Below are 4,584 nucleotides of genomic sequence, written 5' to 3' on the forward strand. Positions count from 1 at the left end.
TCCGGGTGGACTGGATCGCCGCCGGGACCAGCGTCCCGGAGGGGACACCGGCGGTGCGGACGGTGTGCCCGGCGGGACCGGACGCGCACCTGGCCACCGCGTCGGCGCTGGCGGCGGTGCGCACGCACCTGGCCGACCCGGCCGGCGGAGTGCTGGCGGTGGTGACCCGCGGCGCGGTGACGGCCGGGCCGGACGGCGGTACGGCGGTGGATCCGGCGATGGCCGCCGTCTGGGGCCTGGTGGGGTCCGCGCAGAACGAGCACCCGGGCCGGATCGTGCTCGTCGACACGGACACCGGCACGGACACGGGCACGGGCACCGACACGGGCACGGACACCGGCACGGGCACCGACACGGACACCGGCACCGGCACCGGCACCGGTGACGCCGCCGGACTGGACGCCGTGGTGGCGACCGCCCTCGCGACGGGCGAGCCGCAGGTGGCGGTGCGCGGCGGCGCGGCGTGGGTGCCGCGGCTCGTACCCGCCGCACCCGGCCGCGACAGCCGGGCCGACGGCACCGGCACGCATGCCCGGTTCGGCACCGGCACGGTCCTGCTGACCGGGGCGACGGGCGCGCTCGGCAGCGCGCTGGCGCGGCACCTCGTCGCCACGTGGGGTGTGCGGTCGCTGCTGCTGGTCTCGCGCCGCGGCGCGAGCGCGCCCGGCGCGGCGGAGCTGGCCGCCGAACTCGGCGCGGCCGGGGCGCGGGTGGAGTTCGCGGCGGTCGACGTGGCCCACCGTGACGCGCTCGCCGCCGTCCTGGCCGGGCGCGACCTCTCGGCGGTGGTGCACGCCGCCGGTGTGCTCGACGACGGTGTGGTGACGGGGCTGACGCCGGAGCGGCTGGCGGGCGTCCTGGCGCCGAAGGCGGACGCGGCCCGGCACCTGCACGAGCTGACCGCGGACCAGGACCTGTCGGCGTTCGTACTGTTCTCCTCGGTCGCCGGGGTGCTCGGCAACCCCGGCCAAGCGGCGTACGCGGCGGCCAACCGCTACCTCGACGCGCTGGCCGAGCACCGGCACGCCCGCGGCCTGCCCGCGACCTCGCTGGCCTGGGGCCTGTGGGACTCCGCCGGCGATCTGACGCGGGGACTGGCCGACGCCGACCGCGCCCGCATGGGCCGCGACGGGGTGGAGGCACTGCCCGAGCCCGCGGGGCTGGCCCTCTTCGACGCGGCCGTCGGCGGACCCGACCCCGTACTCGTCCCCGTACGCATGAACCGGGCCGCGCTGCGCCGCCGGGCGGCCACCGAACCGGACCTCTTCCCCGCCGTCCTCCGCTCGCTCGTCCCGGCCGCACCGCGCGCCGCCGGGCGTACCGGCCACGGGGCCGCGACGGTGCTGTGGAAGGAGCAGCTGGCCCCCTTGGCGCAGGCCGAGCGCCGGCGCAGGCTGCGGGAGCTCGTCCGGTCGGAGATCGCCACCGTCCTGGGGCACCCGACCGTCGCGGGCATCGAGCCGCAGACCAGCTTCCAGGAGCTGGGCTTCGACTCGCTGATGGGCGTCGAGCTGCGCAACCGGCTGGGCAGGGCGTCCGGCCTGACGCTCCCGGCGACGGTGGTCTTCGACCACCCGAGCGCCTCGGCGCTCGCCGACGAGCTGTTCTCGCTGCTCTTCGCGGAGGGCGGGCAGGACGGCGCCCCGGCCGACGGCACGGACCCGTTCGACGAGGCGGCCTTCCGCCGCGCCCTGTCGGCCCTGCCGCTGGCCGCCCTGGAGAACGCCGGTCTCCTGGACGCGCTCCGCAAGCTCACCGGCGAGGAATCGCCCGGCGACGGCGGGACGGCGGAGGCCGAGGAGGCCGAAGCGGACGAATTCGAGGACATGGACGTGGACGCACTGGTGCGAGTGGCACTGGGCGACGTCGAGGGAAGCGGGGAGTAGGGGACATGGCTGCGTCCAACGAGCAGGTCGCGCAGGCGCTGCGCGCGTCGCTCAGGGAGAACGAACGGCTCAAGAAGGAGAACCGGCGGTACGCCGAGTCGGCCTCCGAGCCGATCGCCATCGTCGGCATGGCCTGCCGCTACCCCGGCGGCGTGCGGTCGCCCGGCGAGCTGTGGCGGCTCGTCGCCGAAGGCGTCGACGCGGTCTCCGGGTTCCCCGAGAACCGGGGCTGGGACACCGACCGGCTCTACGACCCCGACCCGGAGGCCACCGGCACCACGTACTGCCGCGAGGGCGGGTTCCTGCACGACGCGGACGAGTTCGACGCCGAGTTCTTCGGGATCTCGCCCCGCGAGGCGCTGGCGATGGACCCGCAGCAGCGGCTGCTGCTGGAGACGTCCTGGGAGGCGCTGGAGCGGGCCGGGATCGACCCGACGTCGCTGCGGGGCAGCACGACCGGCGTGTTCACCGGCGTGATGTACCACGACTACGGAACCTGGCTCCAGGAAGCGCCCCCGTCCGTCGAGGGCCTGCTCGCGGGCGGCAACGCGGCCAGCATCGCCTCCGGCCGGGTGGCGTACACCCTCGGCCTCGAGGGCCCCGCCGTGACCCTCGACACGGCGTGCTCCTCGTCGCTGGTCGCCCTGCACCTGGCCGTACGGGCGCTGCGCGGCGGCGACTGCGACATGGCGCTGGCCGGCGGTGTCACGGTGATGACGACGCCGCGCACCTTCGTGGAGTTCAGCCGCCAGCGGGGCCTGGCGGCGGACGGCCGGTGCAAGTCCTTCGGCGCCGGAGCGGACGGCACCGGCTGGGCCGAGGGCGTGGGCATCCTCGTGGTGGAGCGGCTGTCGGACGCCCGGCGGCGCGGCCATCACGTGCTCGCGACGGTACGGGGCACCGCGATCAACCAGGACGGCGCGAGCAACGGGCTGACGGCGCCGAACGGCCCGTCGCAGCGCCGGGTGATCCGCCAGGCCCTCGTGACCGCCGGGCTCACGCCCGCCGACGTCGACGCCGTGGAGGCGCACGGCACCGGCACCACCCTGGGCGACCCCATCGAGGCCCAGGCGCTGCTCGCCACGTACGGGCAGGGGCGGGACGAGGACCGGCCGCTCTACCTCGGCTCGGTCAAGTCCAACCTCGGCCACACCCAGGCCGCCGCCGGGGTGGCCGGGGTGATCAAGATGGTCGAGGCCATGCGCCACGGCGTTCTGCCCAGGACCCTGCACGCCGACGAGCGCTCACCGCACGTGGACTGGTCCGCCGGCCGGGTCGAGCTGCTGACCGAGGCCCGCGCGTGGCCCGCCGTGGACCGGCCGCGCCGCGCGGCGGTGTCGTCGTTCGGCATCAGCGGCACCAACGCCCACGTCATCCTGGAGGCCGCCCCCGACGCGCCCGCGCCCGAGGCGGACCCCGCCTCCGTGGGGACGGTGCCGTGGCTGCTGTCGGGCCGCGGGGAGGACGGCCTGCGCGCACAGGCCGGGCGGCTGAGCGTCTGGCTGGCGGACCACCCGGACGCCGCCGTGGCGGACATCGGCCGGTCGCTGGCCACTGGCCGCGCGGCGCTGGAGTCGCGCGCCGTGGTCCTGGGCGCCGACCGCGCCGCCCGCACCGCGGCCCTGGAGGCGCTGGCCGCCGGCGCGGACAGTGCGGACGTGGTGACCGCGGCCCGTACGCCCGGGGCGCTGACCCTGCTCTTCACCGGCCAGGGGAGCCAGCGCCCCGGCATGGGACGGCTGCTCGCGGAGGTCTTCCCCGCCTTCGCCGCGGCGCTGGACGAGGTGTGCGCCCTGCTGGACCCGCTGCTGCCGCACCCGGTGCGCGAGGTGATGTTCGCCGAGCCGGACACGCCGCGGGCGGAACTGCTGGACACCACCGGGATGACCCAGCCCGCGCTGTTCGCGCTCGAGTACGCCCTGTACCGGCTGGTGGCGTCGTACGGGATCGCCCCCGACATGGTGGCCGGGCACTCCGTCGGCGAACTGCTCGCGGCCCATGTGGCCGGGGTGTTCTCGCTGCCCGACGCGTGCACCCTGGTGGCCGCCCGGGCGCGGCTGATGCAGGAGCTGCCCGCGGGCGGCGCGATGCTCGCGGTGGCGCTGGACGAGGCCGACGCCGCGCCGCTGCTGGCCGGACGCGCGGACCGGGTGGCCGTCGCGGCGGTCAACGCCCCCGGCTCCGTGGTCCTCTCGGGCCCCGCCGACGACCTCGACGTGATCGCCGGGGAGCTGGCGGCGCGCCAGGTGCGCACCCGGCGCCTGCGCGTCAGCCACGCGTTCCACTCGCCCCTGATGGAGCCGATGCTCGACCGCTACCGCCAGGTGGCCGAGGGCCTGACCTACACGGAGCCGGCCATCCCGGTCGTCTCCACCGTGACGGGCCGCACCGCCGAGACCGGGCTGCTGACCCGGCCCGAGTACTGGGTGCGGCAGGTGCGCCAGGCGGTGCGCTTCGGCGACGCCGTGGCCGCCGCGCGCACCGACGGCAGCACGCTGTTCCTGGAGGTCGGCCCCGGCGGCGTGCTGACCGGTATGGCGCGGACCGTCCTGGACGGCGACCCGACGGCGACCGCGGTGGCCTCGCTGCCCGACGGACGGACCGAACCGGACGCCCTGCTGCGGGCGCTGGGCCGGCTGCACGTCGCGGGCGCGGCCGTCGACTGGCGCGCCTGGTTCGCCGACGTGGCGCCCGCCGC

At 76.9% G+C, this 4,584-nt stretch carries 2 protein-coding genes; both read left to right on the top strand.

What is annotated here, in order from left to right:
• On the top strand, nucleotides 1-1,886 hold a 1,886-nt coding region (locus AXW62_RS37700; protein ID WP_159061054.1), incomplete at its 5' end, for a type I polyketide synthase.
• Between the two features lie 38 nt (nucleotides 1,887-1,924).
• Nucleotides 1,925-4,584 (top strand): type I polyketide synthase (locus AXW62_RS37705; RefSeq protein ID WP_442267822.1); only part of this gene is annotated, 2,660 nt, incomplete at its 3' end.

This window comes from Streptomyces hygroscopicus subsp. hygroscopicus (assembly GCF_001553455.1).
Taxonomy (GTDB): domain Bacteria; phylum Actinomycetota; class Actinomycetes; order Streptomycetales; family Streptomycetaceae; genus Streptomyces; species Streptomyces hygroscopicus.